Consider the following 14697-nt stretch of genomic DNA (forward strand, 5'->3'; position numbering starts at 1 on the left):
CGCTCTTGTGTTGATGAAAGCAGCAGAAGGACGTTCTGGCAAACCGATTGAACACGGTGAGACGTCACTGTCCCGCTCAGAGTTGGAGCGCCGAGCTTTTCTACGAGGCTCAGGTGTAGCTGTCGGAGCATTGGCCACACTTGGCACGCTACCGCTAACGAATATCCGCAAGGCACAGGCAGGCACACCCCCGGCGCCGGGCGCGCCTGTTACGACCCGCAAGAATATTTGCACGCACTGTTCCGTTGGATGCTCGGTGATCGCAAAGGTTTCGAACGGGGTCTGGATCGGACAGGAGCCCGATTATGATAGCCCGATCAACCGCGGCTCACATTGCTGCAAGGGAGCCGCAGTCCGCGATGACGTCTTAAGCCAGCGCCGCTTGCGCTATCCTGTCAAGCTCGTGGATGGTCAGTGGACCCGGATCTCCTGGCAAACGGCAATCAGTGAAATCGGGGACAAGTTACTGGACATCCGAGAGCGGTCTGGGCCCGATTCAGTTTACTGGCTTGGGTCGGCCAAATTCACCAACGAAGCCGCTTATCTCAACCGCAAGCTGGCCGCGTTCTGGGGAACGAATAATTCGGACCATCAGGCGCGCATTTGTCACTCTACCACCGTCACCGGCGTAGCCAATACCTGGGGCTACGGCGCGATGACAAATAGCTATAACGACATCCGCAACTCAAAGACTATTTTAGTCATGGGTGGCAATCCCGCCGAGGCTCATCCCGTCTCTCTGCAACATATATTGGAAGGGAAGGAGCTCAACCGCGCCAACATGATCGTAGTAGACCCCCGCATGACGCGGACAGCTGCTCATGCGACTGAATATGTAAGGGTCCGGCCCGGCACTCACATCCCCACAATCTACGGCATGCTGTGGCACATCTTCCAAAACGGTTGGGAAGACTCAGAATTCCTTGCTCAACGTGTACACGGCGTCGACGAAATCCGTGAGGAAGCAAAGAAGTGGCCGCCGAAAGAGGTCGAACGTGTCACCGGCCTTCCCGAGGCCCAAGTCAAGCATATCGCCGAGCTGTTTGCCAAGCAGAAGCCTGCAACCTTGATCTGGGCGATGGGGCAGACACAGTTCACAACCGGCACCGCCAACGTGCGTGCAAGTTGTCTTCTGCTGCTCGCCACCGGGAATGTCGGTCAGCCGGGCGCCGGTGCGAACATCTTTCGTGGTCATACCAACGTGCAGGGCGCGACCGATCTCGGCCTCGATGTCACATCGCTCCCGCTCTACTACGGGTTATCTGATGAGGCTTGGCGGCATTGGTGCCGGGTGTGGGATGTTGACTACGAATGGATGACATCTCGCTTCCCAAGCAAGACGTTGATGGAAACGCCTGGAATTCCAAGCACGCGCTGGTTCGACGCCACCTTGTTGCCCAAAGATCAGATCGATCAGCCCAGCCCGGTCCAAGCCATGTTCATCATGGGCCATGGCGTCAATACGATCACCCGAATGCCGGAGGCGATACGCGGGATCGAAAAGCTTGAGCTTTTGGTGGTGTGCGATCCGTATCCGACTGCGTGGTCAGTGCTTTCCAAACGCAAGAACGGCATCTATCTCCTGCCGACGTGCACCAGCTTCGAGATGGAGGGCTCACGGACCGCGTCGAATCGCTCACTCCAATGGGGTGAGAAGATCGTCGATCCGGTTTTTGAGTCAAAGAACGATTACGACATCATGTATATGCTAGCCGTCAAGTTTGGCTTTGCTGACTTGATGTTCAAGAACATCAAAGTCGAGACGGGATCCGTGTCGGCTGAGGATATCCTTCGCGAGATCAACCGGGGCGGCTGGTCGACCGGCTATTGCGGCCAATCTCCGGAGCGGCTCAAAGCTCATATGAAAAATCAGGCCAAGTTCGATTTGGTCACGATGCGAGCACCGAAGGATGATCCTGAGGTCGGAGGCGACTATTACGGACTCCCATGGCCGTGTTGGGGAACGCCGGAGTTCAAGCATCCGGGAACGCCCATCCTCTACAACACCAATCTTCCCGTCAAAGAGGGTGGTGGGACCTTTCGAGCCAGATTTGGAGTGGAGCGGATTGTCAAGCGCAAGGTGCTGGAGAATGGGCAGGAGGTCGAGCGTGAGGATCACGACAACCTTCTTGCCGAGGGCTCCTACTCCGCTGGTTCGGAGATCAAGGATGGCTATCCGGAGTTCACGCTGGGCGTGTTGAAGAAGCTTGGCTGGGACAAGGATCTCACGCCGCATGAACTGCAAGCAATACTGCGCGTCAGTCCCACCAGACCGGATTCAGTGTCTTGGGCGACGGACCTCTCTGGTGGCATTCAGCGGGTGGCTATCGAACACGGGTGCTCGCCCTACGGCAACGCCAAGGCTCGCATGATGGCCTGGAACCTTCCCGATCCGATTCCTGTGCACCGCGAACCCATCTACACTCCTCGGCCGGACCTCGTCGCCGACTATCCGACATTGCCCGACGCCAAGCAGTTTCGCGTACCAAATATTGGCTTCTCCGTGCAGAGAGCGGTCGTCGATCGCGGCATCTCGATGCAGTTTCCGCTAATTCTTAGTTCGGGCCGGCTGGTCGAATACGAAGGCGGCGGCGAAGAAACCCGTTCCAATAAATGGCTTGCCGAATTGAAGCAGCACATGTTCGTAGAAATAAACACCGTCGATGCGGCCGAACGCGGCATCAAAGACGGGGGCTGGGTGTGGGTAACCGGCCCGGAAAGTGGCTCGCGGGCCAAAATGAAGGCGCTCGTGACCGAACGGGTCGGCAAGGGCGTTGCTTGGATGCCGTATCACTTCGCGGGCTGGTTCGAAGGCGCTGATCTGAGAGCAAAGTATCCGAGCGGCAGCGACCCGATCGTGCTGGGCGAGAGCGTGAACGCGCTGACGACCTATGGCTATGACCCCGCAACCGGCATGCAGGAGCCGAAGGCTACGCTCTGCCAGATCAAGGCTGCTTGAAAGGAACGCGCGATGTCACGAATGAAATTCCTGTGTGACGCGGAACGATGCATCGACTGCAATGCCTGCGTTACAGCTTGCAAGAATGAGAATGAAGTGCCCTGGGGTATCAATCGTCGCCGCGTTGTCACTATCAATGATGGCAAGCCCGGCGAGCGATCGGTCTCAATGGCGTGCATGCATTGCACCGACCCGCCGTGCGCGGCGGTGTGCCCCGTCCAATGCATCTACCCGACCGAAGATGGCGTCGTTCTCCACAACAAGGATCTGTGCATCGGCTGTGGTTATTGCTTTTATGCCTGTCCGTTTGGCGCGCCGCAGTATCCGCAAGTCGGCAATTTCGGAACGCGCGGAAAGATGGACAAATGCACTTATTGTGCCGGTGGCGGGGGAACTGAGGAGCCCGGCAGCGCCGCGGAATACGCGAAGTACGGCTCGAACCGTTTTGCCGAAGGCAAATTGCCACTATGCGCCGAAATGTGCTCGACAAAATCTCTACTGGCTGGAGATGGAGACATCATCGCACAACTGTATGGAGAACGGGTCCGCACCCGCGGCTACGGGTCAGGAGCATGGGGCTGGGAGACCGCCTATCACGAGGACACCAAACCCTGAGCAGCCAGCGCAATTGGCCGCCGTTACGTAAGTCTCGATAGGACGATCGGCACAGGTTAGCATCATGTTTGTTCTAGTCCGCAATAGCTTAGTGATCTTCGCGCTGTTGGTGCTTGGGGTCGGTGAAGCGCCCAGCCTGGCACAAAAGCTCGGTACGGACGGTGCTCCAAACCCGGACGCCAGCGTCGTGAACCAGCGCACGCTGCTCGAGCAGGCGCCCCGTATCGAGGGCCGCATCGATATTCCGGATGTCAAGGCGAGCGTCCTCATTCAGCCAGCAGGACGAACCTGGGACTATTTCCATGAAGTCCTTTTGCATTGGGGCGGCGCCATCATGCTCCTCGGAACGCTGGCAATGTTGATCGTAGCTTACCTGGTAGTCGGACCACTTCGCATTTCAGCAGGGCGCTCAGGCCAGAAAATCATACGTTTTATCGCATTCGAGCGTTTCTCGCACTGGTTGACGGCGACCTCCTTCGTCGTCCTTGCTCTGACTGGCTTGAACATCACCTTCGGCAAAATCCTGCTGCTGCCGATAGTCGGTCCTGAGACGTTTTCCGAGATCTCACAGATTGCGAAATACCTCCATAACTTTGTCAGTTTCGCTTTTATGACGGGCGTGGCCCTGATCGCGGTGATCTTTTTTCGGCACAATCTGCCGCAACGGGTCGACCTCGAATGGATCAGGCAGGGTGGCGGATTTATCAAATCCAAGCATGCACCGGCCGGACGATTCAATCCCGGTGAAAAGATGGTCTACTGGTTGTCGGTCGCCGCTGGCCTTTTTATTTCTGCGTCCGGACTTGTGCTCCTGTTTCCTTTTTACGGCACCACCATTGCTGACATGCAGATCGCGCACGTGGTCCACGCGGTCATCGCAATGTTGTTTGTGGCTCTCATTCTCGCCCACATCTATATCGGCACGATAGGGATGGAGGGCGCATTTGAAGCCATGGGTACCGGGAAGGTCGATCTCAACTGGGCGCGCGAGCATCATGATCGCTGGTTAGCCGAAAGCCTTGAGGACGAGCGACATTCTGCCGCGACACCAGCCGAGTGATGCGATGGATCACACTCCCGTCAAACTATCCTTACGGACTCACGATGCTGCTCTCGCTGGAGGCAATCGACGATCTTGAGCCCAACATTTGATCCCACCAGGCAAGCTCTGATTTGCTCGTGTGAGCACACGATGCCGCTTGATGTTGATGCGATTCGCAGCGGCTGCCCTCAGCCTATGACAGCGGTCAATCAGCTTTGCGGCGCCGATATCGATCGCTTCAGAGAAATCGCTTCCGAAGATCGCCCGCTGACAGTCGGCTGCACCCTGAAAGCAGCGCTATTCTCCGACGTCGCTGCGGAACTCGGTCGGAAGACTCCGATACAGTTTGCGGATATCCGGGAAACTGCCGGGTGGTCCAGCGAAGCCAATCGGGCCGGCCCGAAGATGGCCGCATTGCTGGCTGCCGCCGCAGAGCCTGCGCCGGCAGCGCCTTGGGTCGAACTCGAAAGTCGCGGCGTCATTCTCATCTCTGGTTGCGACGAAAAGGCGATCGAGGCCGGCAATCTGCTGAAAAATCACCTAGATGTCACGGTACTGATCTCGTCACCAGCCGCCATCACTACCCCGTACAGTGCGGTCTTTCCGATAGCGAAAGGCCGGGTGACGGGTGCTACCGGACATTTTGGCGCGTTCGAGGTAACGGTCGACGATTTCGCGGAGGCCGCGCCCTGGTCGCGCGGGACTTTGACATTCGGACCATCTCGGAATGGCGCCCGTTCTGCCTGCGACATTATTCTTGATCTGACAGGCGGGCGACCGTTGTTTGCGGAGTCTGGTCTCCGTGATGGCTACCTGCACCATGATCCCGATAGCCCAGCATCGATTCTGCAAGCCGTGATGAAGGCTCGCGACCTCACCGGAACCTTCCAGAAGCCTCGCTACGTCAATTTCGAACCCAAGCTATGCGCTCATTCGCGTTCGCAGCGCACTGGCTGCACCCGATGTCTCAACCTCTGTCCGGCGGGGGCAATCACTCCCTCCGGAGATCACGTAGAGATCAACGCAAACATCTGTGCTGGCTGCGGCCAGTGCGCCGCTGCCTGTCCTACCGGCGCGGTATCCTATGCGCTTCCGTCAGAGGAAGCGCTTGTGCTTCGAATGCGCGCAATGATGATGGCCTACCGAGCAGCTGGAGGTGAGCGCGCTATCTTGCTCGTGCACGATGCGGCTCATGGAGCACCGCTCATCGAGGCACTATCACGCTGCGGTGATGGGTTGCCGGCCAACGTGCTGCCGTTCGCACTGAACGAGACAACGCAAATCGGTCTCGAGACGATCGCAGCGGCCTTTGCCTACGGCGCATCGACGTTGCGGCTTCTGCTCCGGGCGAAACCGCGTCATGACATCTCCGGATTGGCACAAACACTGATACTTGCAGATTCAATCCTCTCTGGACTTGGCTTCGGTGCGGACCGGGTCGCGACCATTGAAACGGATGACCCCGATCTCCTGCTGCAAAATCTACGCGCAATTCCGCCTCTGGCGCCGTCGGCGCAGCCGGCGGGCTTTCGAGCAGTCGGGAAGAAACGGGACGTGCTCCGTTTTTCGCTTGGCGCACTGCACCGTTCGGCTCCCGCTCCGGTGGGCATCGTTCCGCTCCCTCCCGGGTCCCCCGTGGGTGCTGTCGAAGTCGATACTGCAGGCTGCACCCTTTGCCTGTCCTGTGTCTCCGCCTGCCCCACGAGCGCTTTGCGAGACGATCCTGAAAGGCCTGTATTGCGATTTGTCGAGGATGCCTGCGTACAATGCGGCTTGTGCCAAGCGACTTGCCCGGAGCACGTCATCAAACTGGTGCCGCGCATCAATTTTGAGACCGCGAGGACGCCATCCCAGATCCTTAAAGAAGAAGAGCCGTCTTGCTGTATTCGCTGCAGCAAACCGTTTGGAGTCAAAAGCAGCATTGATCGCATCATCGCAAAGCTGGATGGCAAGCATTGGATGTACGCAGGTTCCTCCCGTAGGCTTGACGCGATCAGGATGTGCGGAGATTGCCGTGTCGCATTTCTGGCTGAAGAGATCACCGAGCCCTTCAATGCCGGCAAGCCTACCATGCGTACGACGGATGATTACTTCCGCAAACCGAGTCAGAAATCGGTGGTTGATCAGGATCGGAGCGGAGGTGAGAAATGATATCAACTGCGTTGGCGCACATCCCGATTGGCGTCGTGGTCGAGCGACGCAAAGCAAAGAGCGCCTGGGCCGATACCTTGTGGCGACCCGTGTTGGTGTTCGGTGGAAGGCCCGCCGCTAATCCCTGGACTTGGCTCGGCGGTGGCGACGACGTGTCATTGTTCTATGCAGGCGAGGCGATCGTCGAATTGCACCGCACCGAAGCCAACAATTATCGCGACAATCTTCTTTCGGGTAGGCCGAGCGTGTGGGTGAATATGCGCCCGATCGCCTCCGAACCGCCATACGAATTACGGGCAGTTACAGTCGATCCGGCTGAGGGCGAAGCCTTTACGGACGCCGGCAGCAATCTGGTCGAGGCCGTTTCGATGCCATCAGAAATCGCGGAGATTGTCCACCGTTTCGTCGCTGAGCATTATGTCGAGCGTCCTTTCGTCAAACGGGCGCGCAGTCAACAGAGCACAATTCGTCGTAATTGGACCCACGGAGAAGCCGGTGAGTGAGCGGGAAAGTTTATTTCTGCGCTGGGCACGGTTGAAACAGACTGCCAGATCTTCAGAAGAGCGCCCTTATGATTTGTCTGAAACCGGTCCGGCTGTTGTGCCGGACCGCGCGGAAATGCCGTTCGACACGACGAGCCTACCGCCCATCGAATCGATAGTGGCTGAAACGGACGTCACCGCATTTTTGCGGTCGGGAGTACCCGCAGATCTGACGCGCCTGGCTCTGCGCCGGGCCTGGACGAGCGATCCCGCCATTCGGGATTTCATCGGGATCGCCGAGAATCAATGGGATTTTAACAACCCAACTGGAGTTCCGGGGTTTGGAGCCCTGGCGCCGCTGGAGAGCAGCGTTGATGTGCTTAGCTACATAGCGTCTCGAGGACCTTCGTCGTCTGCTCCTTCTGAGGGCTCCGCAGTTGTCGATCCTTTCTCCGAGAGCGCGAGAGCTCAAACAATTTCACTGGAGCGCAACGCAGACGCCTCATCGGTCGTCGGCGTCAAAGGAACACCTGCGGGACAGACAAGCGATAGGGCCGCGAGCCGGCCACGTCATGGCGGCGCGCTGCCCACCTGAAACACATTCTTTGGACCAAGCGGCGCATAGCGTCGGGGAGTTGAAGAGGATGGTACATGAGATCTCACCGAGGCGCACTGTCGAAGAGGTCGACATAGCTCGAGCCCGGGAGTATGCCTTGTTGGCAACCTTGCTAACCCGCAGTCCGTGCGCGCAGCTTCTGGCCAATCTTGCTTGTCTACCCGGCGGTACCACCCCGCTTGGTCAAGCACATATGGCTTTGGCGGAATCTGCTGTGAGATCAACCGCGATAAGCACTGCCGACGAATACTCGTCTTTATTTGCCGGAGTTAGCGATGGCGCTCTGCTGCCTTATGCATCGCATTACCTAGCCAACACATTGTACGGGCGCCCGTTGGCACGGCTTCGCGAAACGCTTGGGATCCTTGGCATCGAGAAGGGATTGGAGCGGATAGAACCTGAGGATCACGTCGGCATTCTTTGTGAGATCATGGCGGCTTTGATCGACGGTGGCATTTCAGCGCCTGCTGGCGCAGATCAAATGTTTTTCAGCAAACATCTTGGCTCATGGCTGAACCGCTTCTTTGTTGACCTTGAGAATGTAACTTGCGCGCCCTTCTATAAGTCCGTCGGCACGCTTGGCCGAACTTTCATCGAGATCGAGGCAGAGGCTTTCGCATTGTAACATTGTGTGGCGAAACATCTTCGTTGTAGCAGGTTGTACCAATCACGGTGCACCCAGGAGCCCGGTAAATGCGAACGTTTGTCATTGCGTGTCTAGTGTTGACCACTATTGCATTTGGATCTGCTGCGACACTTTTGATGTTTGTTCAGGAGTCGGCCGCGACAGCGTTCGCCGAGCCGAGCGCAAGAGTGTAACCCGACCACCCTCATTGTGAGTTGGTCGATCCAGCTTCTGGCGATCACACCGGCCTGGACCGTCAATGGTGATCGAGGCCAGAGGTCGCTTTGCCGCGGAAAACACGATAACCAATGGCGACATAAAGAAGCATCAGTGGGAACACGAACAGTCCCTCACCCCAGAACATGAACGCGAGACTTGAATGAGGAGCTGCGGCCTCGTCGATCGTGACGACAAATGGGATCATGTACGGCCAAAATGACAGGGCAAATGTTCCGAACGCCGACACGAAGATCAATGCGACCATGCGGAACGGCCAGTTATCGTTGTGATGCAGTACACTCCTGGCCAGCACCGCGGCCGCCAACGCGCTGATTAGCGGAAACACCAGAAGATATGGCCGATCGACCCATCGTTGCAGAATCGCGAGGTGCTCGGATAGTGCGTAGATAAAGACGGCGGCCAGAAACGCCAAGACTGCAGTTGCAAGCGCCGGGATTTGGCGACGAGCCGTATTGCGGACCGCACCCTCGCCCTTTCCGACCAGCCAGCAGGCGCCAAGCAGGGCATAGCCGAAGCAGAGGCCTAATCCACACAGTAGGGAAAATAGGGATAACCATCCGAACGTTCCGCCGGTGTAGTCTCCGTTTGAGAATTTCAATCCTTCGACCAACGCTCCGACCATTGCTCCCTGCATGAAGCTTGCAGCGGACGAGCCGAGGACGAAGCTCGCGCTCCAGACCCAGCGTGAGCGTAATGCCCTGCCTCGAAATTCGAACGCCACGCCGCGCAGAATCAATCCCAGCAGCATGATGATGACCGGGATATAAAAGGCGGATAAAAGCATGGAATAGACCACCGGAAACGCACTCCACATGATCACGCCGGCCACCACCAGCCAGGTCTCATTGCCATCCCATACTGGAGAGATCGTGTTCAGCATCGTGTTCCGGCTCGTTTCACCGTTCGGCAGGCCAAACAACATCCCGACACCGAGGTCAAATCCGTCAAGAAGAAGGTAGATAAGGATACTGATGGCAAGGAGCGAAACCCAGAACATCACCATGTCTACTGTCCCGCTTTGTCATAGGTGCGCGCCACGCGCACCGGGTCGGCAAGGGACATCGGTCGGTTCGGAGCGGGCATGAGCGATGGGCCTTCTGCGAGGCCCTCGGGGCCCGCCCGCATTAGCCGATAGATGTAATACGTGCCAAATGAGAAGATAACGGCGTAGACCACCACGAAGAGTATCAAAGAGGTCAACGCAGCCGACGCGGTGAGGAACGGCGTACCAGAGTCGGCTGTCCGCAATACGCCATAGATCGTCCAAGGCTGGCGCCCCACTTCTGCGGTGTACCAGCCCGTGAGTATCGCGATCCAGGGCAAGGGAAAGCTGAGGAAGATCCCCCAAAGCAGCATCCGGCTCCGCTCGAGGCGATTTCTGAGGACGAGCCAACTCCCGAGCCAAGCCAGCGCCAGCATTAGAAGGCCGCAGCCCACCATTATGCGGAATGCGAAGAACGGGATCAGCACCGGTGGCCGGTCCTTTGGCGCGAAGCTGGTCAAGCCAACCTCCTTCGAACTCAAACTCATGCTCCCGATGATGCTCCCGAGCACCGGAACCGATATCGCGTATTTGTTCGATTCCGTGCTGGAGTCGGGGATCGCGATCAGCACTTCGGAGGCCGGCTCCTCATCATGCCAACGCGCTTCGATCGCTGCGAACTTGGCCGGCTGGTAGTCGTGGACGTAGTCGCCGACGAGATGCCCGATAAAGAGCTGAATCGGAAGCATCAGAGCCGCGAGCAGAAGGCCCATGCGCAGCATGACATGCGCCTCCGCCCGATAGCACCGCCGCAACAAATACCATGCGCCGGTTGCCGCCACGCAGAACGCACCAGTGAGGTAGGACGCGAGCAGCATATGTGGGAATCTGACCCAGACAACGCGATTGAAGATGATCTGCGTCCAATCGTCGGGCACGAACTGCCCATTCTGCAGGACGTATCCCGTAGGCACCTGCATCCAGCTATTGTTCACCATTATCCAGAAGGCAGAAATGGCGGTTCCTAGTGCCACCATTGCGGTGGAGAACAGATAGAACCAGGGCGAGACGCGAGGCCGTCCGAACATGAGAATGCCGAAAAACCCTGCCTCCAACATGAAGGCCGTAAATGTCTCGTAGGAAAGAAGGGGGCCCTGGATTGGTCCAGACATCCTGGAGAGCACACTCCAGTTCGTTCCGAACTGAAATCCCATCACTACGCCCGACACGACACCCATTCCGAAGGCGACGCCGAAGATTTTGAGCCAGAATTCAAACAAGGTCCGGTAAACGGGCCTGCCACTCTTTAAGTGCATTGCTTCGAGTACTGTGAGCCACGCCGCAAGGCCAATCGTGAAGGCCGGGAAGATGATGTGAAACGAGATCGTAAAGGCAAATTGCAACCGGGACAGGAGAAGTGCAGTCGGATCCATCGACGAAGTCCTTTCGGTTATCATCAGGTCTTGTCTGACTGGCGCAAAGGCACGCAAGAGGGCCGACCACGATCAAAGCTCGCAGGCTGGCAAAACGGGGACATAAACCGCCGCCCCACCCCCAGTATCCGACCAGATCCGGGTGCTACTTCAACGTACGTCGGCATCTGCTAAGACAGTCGGAAGCCATCTTGGTACTTCTGCTTTTTGACAGCCCATGTGTATTCTCTCCGTGAGCAGAGGAACGGAAGGAAACGCGCTCATTTCCCAATAAGAATGATTGGAATCACGCGAGTTCCGGACACTCACAATCGAGCTTTCGATCGACGATCTTCTCCGCCGAGCGAGCAGCTCGACTATCGCCTCGGCTCCAGCTTCTTGAGTGAGGGAGCAGGTCGTAAGTAGCACTCCGGGATAGCCTCCGCGAACCGTGCCTTTCGATTGCGCAGCGAATCCCGCACGCAATCGACCACGACCAACCACGAACCTGCGAAGAGCAGGACATCCTTGATAACCAGGCGACCCGCCCCGGAAAGAAACGGGAATCCGAAGTTTGCGTCGCCGAGATTTCCGACCCACGCCTCCGGTGTCGTAATCAAGAACGACAACGTAACCAGCGGAGTGAGCAGGGACAGCATGGCGCCCGCTAATCCGTAACGCGGTGAAAACAGCCCGATCAGCGTGAGAAGGCCGATGAGCACCTCCACGATCCCGAGACCTTGCGAAAATCCGTAGGTATTGTTGTTCGTCTGCCATTCTCGCTCTGCCGGCACAAGCTCACCCTCTCGCGTGAGATGTGCCTTGTATTCCGCTGGGTGGTTGTAGAACAGGCGCATCACTGGGTTATTGGCAACAAATGGTGTGATGCTGTCAGCTTCGTACGGGACGAACTTCAACGCCCCGATCCACAGAAATACAATAGCGATCGCGATGCGCATTGCTTGGATGCCAAGCTGCTCGGACCGGGGCCCGGCAACCCAGTGAGCTAGACGACGCCTCCCATTCTGCGCGCCAGATACTAAGTGGAGTCTCATTGATCATGCCCTTTCTGTTGGTTTAAGCCCCACCTCGTTAATCGGCGGCGGCCTACGCCAACTCTGTCTGCCTATGTGCCTCTGGGAACGAGTGCATCTGTTCTTACACGCCTTGAAAGACCTGCTGATCTTTAGGCTCTTGTCTGTCCATCAGCGGCGTACCCGCCGAGCCGCAGGCTGTGCAATTCGGAGCGATGGTGGAAGTGAAAGTGTTGCACTGATCAGATGACAGCTGCTCAGTAGAGCAAGGCAGTTACATCGACTATTCTTATGGGCAGCTCGGCCGCGTGAAATTCCAGCTGTACGTAGAGTCTCCTGAACAAGCTCCCGTGCGACGAAGCAAAACAATGCGAGTATTCTCAACGCCAGATCGCCGTTCCTTTATCAGGGCTGCCAGCATCGTCGTTGGCGGAACGATCGGGGCCGGGAAACTGCTAGCGACCGGCGCTTCGAAGCAAGCGACCGGCGTCCGCTCGCAATTTGGCAATATGCCTGAGCCGCTCATCCAGCCGACCGAAGTGCGTAGCACTAACGGCCTGCTAGATTTTGCGATGACGGCAGCGCCAGGCCAGGTGCATCTAGGAAAGCGCAAGTTCAATGGGCTGCTATACAATGGCGCTTACGTGCCGCCAACGTTACGAGCACGCCTGGGCGACACCCTGCAGATCACCTTTCGCAACAACCTCGAATCGGGGCTGGATCGCACCGAATCTCTCGGGCCTATTTGCGCCGGAGCTGGCACTCCTTCAAATCTACATTTCCATGGGATGAGCGTGTCGCCACAGGCGAACGGCGACAACGTGTTCGTCCACGTTCAACCCGGCGAGACCTTCCGATACCAGGTTCACATCCCAACGTCTGGACGCCAAGGCCGCGGATTATTTTGGTATCACCCGCATGCTCATGGTTTCGTCAATCAGCAAATTCTCGGTGGGCTGTCTGGCGCTCTCGTCGTCGACGGCATGGACGAGATCTTCCCGTTGCTGCGCGGATTGCCGGAACGCATCATGCTGATCAAACAAGTCCAATTGGACGACGGAAGCGAGATCATTTCGATCAATAGTCAGGTCAATCCCCTAATCGAAATACGGGCCGGCGAGCTGCAGTTTTGGCGCATCGCGCACATAGGAGCATCGAAATTCCTTCGCTTTCAGCTTGATGGCGTGCCCCTCTTCGTCGTAGGCACCGACGGCCATGCGCTATCGCAGCCTCGTAAGATGGCTGAGTTCTTCATCGGCCCCGGGGAGCGGATTGATGCGATCGCTATTGGACCGGCATCTGGCAACTACGCGGTGCGAACCATTCCTTTTCAGAACGAGGCTTGGCGGTCGCCAGAACCGTCAGTGCAACTGGCCACCATCAGCTCCAGTGGCTCGTCTTCGAACGTGGCGATCGAGGATGAAGTCGTGCGTCAGCGCGTGATGGGGCCGCGATGGATTGACGATGTTCGCGCGGCGCCGATCGCGCGACGTCGGACGCTGACTTATTCGCGGAACCCAGACCGCAAGATATTCCTGATCGACGACCGCGCTGTGAATGAGGCACGCACGGATCAGACTGTCAAACTTGGCGAGACGGAAGAGTGGACGGTCGTCAACATGGATCAACAGTATCACAGCTTCCACATTCACCAGACGGCCTTTTTGGTCACGGAAATCAACGAGGTTTCGTTAAGTGACGATGGTCTGCGCGACACTTATTCGGTGCCGCCTGCAACTGATCAGCGTCCTGGCGTGCTCAAAGTTGTGATCCCGTTCACCGACCCCGTAATCGTTGGTCGGTTCGTTTACCATTGTCATGCAGTCGACCACGAAGACAAGGGAATGATGGGCGTCATCGAAGTCGTCGCCTAAACACGGCTGCACCTATCTCTCAGTTCTGGGCACTCTCAAATCGACGGCGGTCTGACCTGCAAGCTCGTGATAGGGAAGCAGGCGCCTCGACCTATGGCCACCGCCTCACCAGCCCAGAAACCGATCCACGGAACGAACGACTTCTATTGCCACTGGTAGAGCGATTAGTATCGACGCAATAAGAGCGACAAGCGCAGCAACATAAGCGGTGACGAATTCCAATCTCACATAACTTCCTTAAGTGACTTAGGTTGATTGCCATGCTTCCAGTAGCTTCGACTAGCGAGGCAGTGTTAGTCGCGGAGAATGCGAAATATGCTTTGTCGGTGGAAGTGAAAGCACTTCACCTGCCACATGAAAATTCTGCAGTTGTGCTCGCACATGCAGCAAGGTATTTCGCGCTACCTCGCTGACGACGACTCATCGGCTTTGTCGCGCACTGGTTGGTGAAATGCTCTCCGCGGCGATAGCGGAGCTTGCCTTGACGCCTCGCATAAGGCGGCCATCCGGCAGGCGACTTGGGGTCCTGAGCGCCGCCTAGGCTTACAGGCAAGACTTCAAACAAATCGCTCGCTAGCTCTACCATGGCCCTGCCCATCTCCACGGACTCGGTGCAAATCTCATGTCAGAACTGCTGCCATATCGTGAGAGCGCCGGGAGTTGTG

Annotated in this window: 11 protein-coding genes; 8 read left to right on the forward strand and 3 right to left on the reverse strand. The window is 57.3% G+C overall.

Annotated features, from left to right (window positions below; translation table 11 throughout):
• Positions 1–7: 7 nt before the first annotated feature.
• From C7G41_RS30625 to C7G41_RS30655, 7 genes are all read left to right on the forward strand, one after another.
• Complete coding sequence (locus tag C7G41_RS30625) at positions 8–2959, forward strand: formate dehydrogenase subunit alpha (protein ID WP_373681171.1); 2952 nt, start codon at positions 8–10, stop codon at positions 2957–2959.
• A 12-nt stretch (positions 2960–2971) separates the two neighbouring features.
• Positions 2972–3574, forward strand: a complete 603-nt coding sequence (gene fdh3B / locus C7G41_RS30630; RefSeq protein ID WP_106946021.1) for a formate dehydrogenase FDH3 subunit beta — start codon at positions 2972–2974, stop codon at positions 3572–3574.
• 64 nt (positions 3575–3638) lie between these two features.
• Positions 3639–4634, forward strand: a complete 996-nt coding sequence (locus C7G41_RS30635) for a formate dehydrogenase subunit gamma (RefSeq protein WP_106946022.1) — start codon at positions 3639–3641, stop codon at positions 4632–4634.
• 132 nt (positions 4635–4766) lie between these two features.
• Positions 4767–6767 carry a 4Fe-4S binding protein gene (locus tag C7G41_RS30640; protein ID WP_106946023.1) on the forward strand — a complete coding sequence of 667 codons (2001 nt, stop codon included), beginning with the start codon at positions 4767–4769 and terminating at the stop codon, positions 6765–6767.
• The gene (locus C7G41_RS30645) at positions 6764–7270 is read left to right on the forward strand and encodes a DUF3305 domain-containing protein (protein ID WP_106946024.1); all 507 of its coding nucleotides are present in this window, start codon (positions 6764–6766) and stop codon (positions 7268–7270) included. The genes C7G41_RS30640 and C7G41_RS30645 overlap by 4 nt, the downstream gene beginning before the upstream one ends.
• Positions 7263–7844, forward strand: coding sequence for a DUF3306 domain-containing protein (locus C7G41_RS30650; RefSeq protein WP_245446782.1), 582 nt, complete (start codon positions 7263–7265; stop codon positions 7842–7844). Before C7G41_RS30645 ends, C7G41_RS30650 begins: the two co-directional genes overlap by 8 nt.
• A 118-nt stretch (positions 7845–7962) precedes the next feature.
• The gene (locus C7G41_RS30655; protein ID WP_245446784.1) at positions 7963–8490 is read left to right on the forward strand and encodes a molecular chaperone; all 528 of its coding nucleotides are present in this window, start codon (positions 7963–7965) and stop codon (positions 8488–8490) included.
• 256 nt (positions 8491–8746) lie between these two features.
• Here C7G41_RS30655 and cydB read toward each other — a convergent pair whose 3' ends face one another.
• The 3 genes from cydB to rclC all read right to left on the reverse strand — a co-directional run bounded on the left by cydB (position 8747) and on the right by rclC (position 12179).
• The gene (gene cydB, locus C7G41_RS30660) at positions 8747–9733 is read right to left on the reverse strand and encodes a cytochrome d ubiquinol oxidase subunit II (protein ID WP_106946026.1); all 987 of its coding nucleotides are present in this window, start codon (positions 9731–9733) and stop codon (positions 8747–8749) included.
• A 2-nt stretch (positions 9734–9735) separates the two neighbouring features.
• A complete protein-coding gene (locus tag C7G41_RS30665) occupies positions 9736–11145 on the reverse strand; it encodes a cytochrome ubiquinol oxidase subunit I (RefSeq protein WP_106946071.1) in 1410 nt (469 codons plus the stop codon).
• Between the two features lie 356 nt (positions 11146–11501).
• Positions 11502–12179 carry a reactive chlorine resistance membrane protein RclC gene (rclC, locus tag C7G41_RS30670; RefSeq protein WP_106946027.1) on the reverse strand — a complete coding sequence of 226 codons (678 nt, stop codon included), beginning with the start codon at positions 12177–12179 and terminating at the stop codon, positions 11502–11504.
• Positions 12180–12526: 347 nt separating this feature from the next.
• Between rclC and C7G41_RS30675 the strand changes: the two genes are divergently transcribed.
• The gene (locus tag C7G41_RS30675; RefSeq protein WP_106946028.1) at positions 12527–14032 is read left to right on the forward strand and encodes a multicopper oxidase family protein; all 1506 of its coding nucleotides are present in this window, start codon (positions 12527–12529) and stop codon (positions 14030–14032) included.
• The last annotated feature ends 665 nt before the right edge of the window (positions 14033–14697 follow it).

Origin of the sequence: Bradyrhizobium sp. MOS002 (assembly GCF_003020115.1) — a bacterium.
In the GTDB taxonomy this organism is placed as follows: Bacteria; Pseudomonadota; Alphaproteobacteria; order Rhizobiales; family Xanthobacteraceae; genus Bradyrhizobium.

Excerpts from the sequence above, each read along its gene's own strand:
- fdh3B (WP_106946021.1), top strand. The coding sequence starts at position 2,972 with ATGTCACGAATGAAATTCCTGTGTGACGCGGAACGATGCATCGACTGC.
- C7G41_RS30635 (WP_106946022.1), top strand. The coding sequence starts at position 3,639 with ATGTTTGTTCTAGTCCGCAATAGCTTAGTGATCTTCGCGCTGTTGGTG.
- C7G41_RS30640 (WP_106946023.1), top strand. The coding sequence starts at position 4,767 with ATGCCGCTTGATGTTGATGCGATTCGCAGCGGCTGCCCTCAGCCTATG.
- C7G41_RS30645 (WP_106946024.1), top strand. The coding sequence starts at position 6,764 with ATGATATCAACTGCGTTGGCGCACATCCCGATTGGCGTCGTGGTCGAG.
- cydB (WP_106946026.1), bottom strand. The coding sequence starts at position 9,733 with ATGGTGATGTTCTGGGTTTCGCTCCTTGCCATCAGTATCCTTATCTAC.
- C7G41_RS30665 (WP_106946071.1), bottom strand. The coding sequence starts at position 11,145 with ATGGATCCGACTGCACTTCTCCTGTCCCGGTTGCAATTTGCCTTTACG.
- rclC (WP_106946027.1), bottom strand. The coding sequence starts at position 12,179 with ATGAGACTCCACTTAGTATCTGGCGCGCAGAATGGGAGGCGTCGTCTA.
- C7G41_RS30675 (WP_106946028.1), top strand. The coding sequence starts at position 12,527 with ATGCGAGTATTCTCAACGCCAGATCGCCGTTCCTTTATCAGGGCTGCC.